Source organism: Terrisporobacter muris (assembly GCF_024621905.1).
Taxonomy (GTDB): Bacteria; Bacillota; Clostridia; order Peptostreptococcales; family Peptostreptococcaceae; genus Terrisporobacter; species Terrisporobacter muris.
The window spans coordinates 1-5,546 of the sequence record NZ_JANKBY010000252.1; the positions used below are offsets into that span (position 1 = coordinate 1).

6 protein-coding genes and 1 riboswitch are annotated in these 5,546 nt (G+C 27.7%); all 6 genes read left to right on the plus strand.

Annotated features, from left to right (window positions below; genetic code table 11):
* Positions 1 to 130 precede the first annotated feature (130 nt).
* Positions 131 to 499, plus strand: coding sequence for a GntR family transcriptional regulator (locus NSA58_RS15175; RefSeq protein ID WP_074079379.1), 369 nt, complete (start codon positions 131 to 133; stop codon positions 497 to 499).
* Positions 500 to 1,198 (plus strand): ABC transporter ATP-binding protein, encoded by a 699-nt coding sequence (locus NSA58_RS15180; RefSeq protein ID WP_039678169.1) that lies wholly within the window; start codon positions 500 to 502, stop codon positions 1,196 to 1,198. It begins immediately after the preceding gene.
* The gene (locus NSA58_RS15185) at positions 1,192 to 2,007 is read left to right on the plus strand and encodes an ABC transporter permease (protein WP_074429743.1); all 816 of its coding nucleotides are present in this window, start codon (positions 1,192 to 1,194) and stop codon (positions 2,005 to 2,007) included. The genes NSA58_RS15180 and NSA58_RS15185 overlap by 7 nt, the downstream gene beginning before the upstream one ends.
* A 108-nt stretch (positions 2,008 to 2,115) precedes the next feature.
* A complete protein-coding gene (locus tag NSA58_RS15190; RefSeq protein ID WP_074429742.1) occupies positions 2,116 to 3,270 on the plus strand; it encodes a DUF2812 domain-containing protein in 1,155 nt (384 codons plus the stop codon).
* Between the two features lie 66 nt (positions 3,271 to 3,336).
* A riboswitch (Fluoride riboswitch) is annotated at positions 3,337 to 3,410 on the plus strand.
* Between the two features lie 193 nt (positions 3,411 to 3,603).
* Positions 3,604 to 4,806 (plus strand): cation:proton antiporter, encoded by a 1,203-nt coding sequence (locus NSA58_RS15195; protein WP_039681103.1) that lies wholly within the window; start codon positions 3,604 to 3,606, stop codon positions 4,804 to 4,806.
* A gap of 135 nt (positions 4,807 to 4,941) precedes the next feature.
* Entirely contained in the window at positions 4,942 to 5,475 is a 534-nt protein-coding gene (locus NSA58_RS15200; protein WP_074079383.1) for a GNAT family N-acetyltransferase, read from the plus strand.
* Positions 5,476 to 5,546: the final 71 nt, after the last annotated feature.

Consider the following 5,546-nt stretch of genomic DNA (forward strand, 5'->3'; position numbering starts at 1 on the left):
TCTAGCAAATAAGCTTGTTTTAGGGCTTTATTATTTTTTATATAAAACTATATTTCAAAAAGTGCTTGATAAATAAATTGTATTATTGTACTATTGTATTAAATCATTAATACAATGAGGTGGTGAAAAAATGAGTTGGACTATTGATAATAATAAGCCTGTATATATACAATTGGTGGAACAATTAAAATCGAAAATAATCTCAGGAGAATTTAAAGCTGGAGAAAAAATAGATTCTGTAAGAAGTTTGGCAGAAGATGCACAGGTAAATCCAAATACAATGCAAAGGGCATTGGCAGAGCTGGAAAGAGAAAACTTAGTTTTTAGCAAAAGAACTAGTGGAAGGTTTGTTACTGATGATAAGGAGAAAATTAAATCTATGAAAAAAGAAGTTGCCAGTGAGGAAATAAAAAATTTAAGATTAACCTTAGAAAGGCTTGGTTTTAGCAAAGAAGAAATAATTGAGCTAGTGATTTCTAATATAAAGGAGGAAAACTAAATGGAGAGTGTAGTAGAGTTTAGAGATGTTTATAAAAGTTACAGTAATAAAGATGTTTTAAAAGGAGTAGATTTAAATATTCCAAAGGGTAAAATTATAGGCCTACTTGGACCTAATGGTAGCGGAAAAACTACAATGATAAAGCTAATGAATGGACTACTTCAACCAGATAAGGGTAGCATAGAAATAAAGGGTTCAAAGCCATCTATCGAAACTAAAAAAGTTGTTTCTTATTTACCAGAGAAAACTTATTTAAATGATTGGATGAAAGTTAAAGATATATTAGGTTTTTTCCAAGATTTTTATGAAGACTTTGATATGGAAAAAGCGGATAAAATGATTGAAAGTTTAAAAATAGATAAAAATGAAAAGTTAAAAACCATGTCTAAAGGTACAAAGGAAAAAGTTCAGTTAATTTTAGTAATGTCCAGAAATGCGGATTTATATATACTTGATGAACCTATAGGCGGTGTTGATCCAGCAGCAAGAAGCTATATACTTAAGACTATATTAACTAACTATAACGAGAATTCAACTTTATTAATAGCAACACATTTAATTAGTGAAATAGAAAATATTTGTGATGATGTAATATTTATATCAAGTGGTGAAATAGTACTCCAAGGAAATGTGGACGAAATTAGAGAAGAAAAAGGAAAATCTATAGATGCATTATTTAGGGAGGAATTCAAATGTTAGGTAAATTAATGAAATATGAATTTAAAGCTTGTGGAAGAGTATTTTTCCCTTTATATATAGGAATATTATTTTTAGCTATAGCAAATGGTGTAAGTATTGGTTCTTCTCTTAAAGATGAAGGCGGGGCTATGATGGATCCCAACGCTTTAAATACTCAATCAATATTGACTTTAGTATTAGTTGCGTTATTTGTTGCTCTATTTGTAATTACCATAGTACTTACAATCCAAAGATTTAAGAAAAATTTACTAGATGATGAAGGTTACTTAATGTTTACACTACCTGTAAAAAGTAGCTCACTAATATTATCAAAGTTTTTAGTGGCTTTAATTTATGCAATTATTAGTGGTATTGTTGCCATCCTATCATTTACAATAATAGGTTTAATAGGTGGAAACATCAGTTTAAAAGAATTAATAGAACTTTTTAACGTATTATCACTACAAAATATATTTGTTGAAGGTTCAGAGTTTATTGTTTATATAATACTAAGTATGTTAGTAAGTTATAGTATATTTGTATTAACAATATACTTGGCTTTATCTGTTGGTCAATTACCACAGTTAAGTAAGCACAGAGTAGCCGCTGGAGTAATATTATTCTTCATAATAAATTTGATTGTTAGTAATATTCAACACTTTGTGAGAAGTAATCTTTTAGGTGGAGTGACAGAAATAGAACTTACAAATAATGTTGTTGTTTCATCTTATGCATATTTATCAGTTGATTTATTAATAAGTATTGTTATAGGAGTTGTATTATTTTTATTAACTAATTGGATTTTGAATAAAAAATTAAATCTTGAATAATAAATAAAGACTTGGAGAATTACTCCAAGTCTTTTTATATGGATTAATTTAATTAAAATTGCTACTATTATAAATAAGAAAAGAAAGCATTTGAATGGAGAAGAGTATATGAAAATTGGGGAAAATAAAAAAATATCATTTTTAACTTTTAACAAAGTTGACGCTGAAATTTTGGAACAATATCTAAATGAAATGATAAAAGAAGGATGGTTGTTAAAGAAGATAAAAAATTATCATTTGACTTTTGAAAAAACAGATAAAAGAAATTTAAAATATAATGTTGATCCTGTGGGAAGAGACTTTTACGGAGATAATTATAGTAATGAAATCACATATATAGAATACTGTAGGGAACTTGGCTGGGAATATATTTGTGGAAACGATATTTTTAAGATATGTATATCAGAGGATAATAATAAAGAGAAAATTAAAAGTAAGCCTGCTGAAAGTATAAAATCACTCGTAATAACTGATGTGATTTATTTAGTAGCTTTTATATTGTTAGCTAATTACATTTTTAAAGATAAGGACTATTATATGGGTTCATCTTATATGGAATTTATATCAAGTTATATAGGAGTTAGTTTTTATATTTTTGGAATGTTAGTTTTAATATGCTTAGCCATATTTTTATTTTTAAGAATAATTTGGTATTTAAACTATTTTGTAAAAAAACGATTTAGACATAGAAATCTAAGAGAGATAAAAATAATATCTGTATTTAGTGTAGGATATTTTTATATGCTTATGACCTTATTAATATTAAATTTAGCAATAACTTTATTTGATGGATTTGGAATATCTCCAAGAGTTTCCCATTCAAAAGAAAGTTTACCTATAGCATTGGAAGATTACCATATAAAAATTCAATCTGAACGTGATAGTGAATCAACTATATACAAGTCATTTTTAGCTAAATATTATTCTTTTTATGATACAACACATTATTATGATGATAATTTAGGAGAGGAAAATAGTGAAGGATATTTATTTTATGAAGTTTTTGAAAGTAAATACGAAAGTATTATAAATAATGCCTTAAGAAATATAAAAAAGAATGATATTATCTCAGGAAATCAATATAAAAAATATACAAGTGGCAAAGAATTCGATGATTGGGGTGCTAATGAAATTTATATTGATACATCATCAAATGAAAGGATAATTGTCTATGATAATATAATTTTTATATTGAAATTTATGGAAGATGATTATAATGAGAAAAATATTGATTTTATAAAGAGCAAGTTGATGAATCTATAGGAGAGTAAAAGGGGGATAAATTTAATATTGATTTAAGATTGAAGAAAAATATAAATTATGCTAAAATAAAAACACGGGAATGAAGTTCTCCCAAAGTATTTACTTAAACCGCATTTTATGCTGATGACTTCTGTGATTATTTTGTCACGGAAATCATCAGCTTTTTTTAATTGTAAGGATTTTATAATTTATCTGGTTTGTGGATAAATTATAAAATCCAACTGCTTAATGGAGCAACGGACCTGTTTTTCAAGGTCGTTGGCGACATGAAGTGGAGCGCCCACGCAGTGGCTTAGGCGAATCGAATTTTTTGTGCAAAAATAGGAGGTTGAGATGTTAACGAGTTTAGCAATTATTTTTTTACTTGGTTTATTAATGGGAAGTGTTTTTAATAAACTGAAGTTACCTAGTTTAATGGGGATGATTTTTACAGGAATTTTACTTAGCCCCTATGCTTTTAATTTATTGGATGAGAAAATATTAAGTATTTCTCCAGATCTTAGACAATTAGCTCTTGTAATTATTTTAACTAGAGCAGGATTATCACTAGATATTAATGCGTTGAAAAAAGTAGGAAGACCTGCCATACTAATGTGTTTTGTTCCTGCATGTTTTGAAATTTTGGCAGTAGTATTTATAGCACCTAAAATTTTAGGTGTTAGTATTTTAGAAGCGGCAATTATGGGTGCAGTGGTGGCTGCAGTTTCTCCTGCAATAATAGTTCCTAGAATGATTAATTTAATTGAAAAGAAAATAGGAAAAGAAAATAGCATTCCACAGTTAATAATGGCAGGGGCATCAGTTGATGATATCTTTGTTATAGTATTATTTACTGCATTTACAGGTCTTGCAAAAGGTGACGAGATTTCAGCAATGAGTTTTGCACAAATTCCTATATCCATAGTTATGGGAATTGTAGTTGGTATAGTAATGGGTATTATATTAATTAAAACTTTCAAGAAGATACATTTTAGAGATTCAATAAAAGTAATAATAATACTAAGTGTTTCCTTCTTATTGATAGAATGTCAAAACATACTTGAAAATGTTGTACCTATGTCAGGTTTACTTGCCATAATGAGTATGGGAATAGTTATAAAAGCAAAATATGAGATTCTGGCAACTAGATTATCAAATAAATATAATAAGTTATGGGTTGCAGCAGAAATAGTATTATTTGTTTTAGTTGGAGCAACTGTAAATACAAAATATGTACTTCAAGCAGGAGTATCTGCTGTAGTTGTAATATTATTTGCTTTAGTAGTTAGAATGGTAGGAGTATATACTTGTTTAATAAAAACTAAGTTACCTATGAAAGAAAGACTTTTCTGTATGATAGCTTATACACCAAAGGCTACAGTTCAAGCAGCTATAGGAAGTATTCCTCTATCCATGGGACTTGAATGCGGTCAATTAGTTTTAACTGTTGCAGTGCTTTCCATATTAATAACTGCACCATTTGGAGCAATAGGAATAGACAGTACTTATAAAAAATTACTATGCAAAGAAGATGAATCAATGGAAGATATCGTTTAATAAAAATTTTATATGAAACTATAAATAAATAGGAGGCTTATGTTGATTTGTGTCTATTTGCACTATAATATTTATTGTGTATGAGAAGTTAAAAATTAACATTAAATTTAAAAGAAAACAGGGGAGTGGAATGTTATGAAAACAGTTATGACAAAAAATAAGTTAAATGTTGTACTAAGAAGTCCAAAAGAAAGTGATGCTAAAGAAATAATAGACTTTTACAATATAGTAGGAGGAGAAACTACATACTTATCTTTTGGGGCAGGTGAGTACAAAGTAAGTGTTGAGCAACAAGAAAGTGCAATTAAATCTGTAAATGAATCAGATAATAACACTATGATTCTTGCTACAATAGATGATAAAATAATAGGTATAGGTACTATAAGTTCTAATCAAAAGAAAAAAGGGAAACATGTAGGTGAACTTGGTATAGTTATAAAAGAAGAGTACTGTAATGTGGGACTTGGAAAAATAATGATGGATGAGTTAATAGATTGGTGTAAATCAAATGGTATAACTTCTAGAATAGGCTTAAGTGTAAGAAAAGATAACCCAAGAGCTATAGAATTATATAAAAAATGTGGATTTGAAGTAGAAGGTACACTAAAAAATGAAACATATATAGATGGGGAATTTTTTGATATCATAATTATGGGATTGATTATATAGTAAGAGTGTGTGAAAAAACTCTGTAAATAAGAAAATTAAACTGAATTCTATGATAATGTTAAATTATTTAG

Excerpts from the sequence above, each read along its gene's own strand:
- NSA58_RS15175 (WP_074079379.1), top strand. The coding sequence starts at position 131 with ATGAGTTGGACTATTGATAATAATAAGCCTGTATATATACAATTGGTG.
- NSA58_RS15180 (WP_039678169.1), top strand. The coding sequence starts at position 500 with ATGGAGAGTGTAGTAGAGTTTAGAGATGTTTATAAAAGTTACAGTAAT.
- NSA58_RS15185 (WP_074429743.1), top strand. The coding sequence starts at position 1,192 with ATGTTAGGTAAATTAATGAAATATGAATTTAAAGCTTGTGGAAGAGTA.
- NSA58_RS15190 (WP_074429742.1), top strand. The coding sequence starts at position 2,116 with ATGAAAATTGGGGAAAATAAAAAAATATCATTTTTAACTTTTAACAAA.
- NSA58_RS15195 (WP_039681103.1), top strand. The coding sequence starts at position 3,604 with ATGTTAACGAGTTTAGCAATTATTTTTTTACTTGGTTTATTAATGGGA.
- NSA58_RS15200 (WP_074079383.1), top strand. The coding sequence starts at position 4,942 with ATGAAAACAGTTATGACAAAAAATAAGTTAAATGTTGTACTAAGAAGT.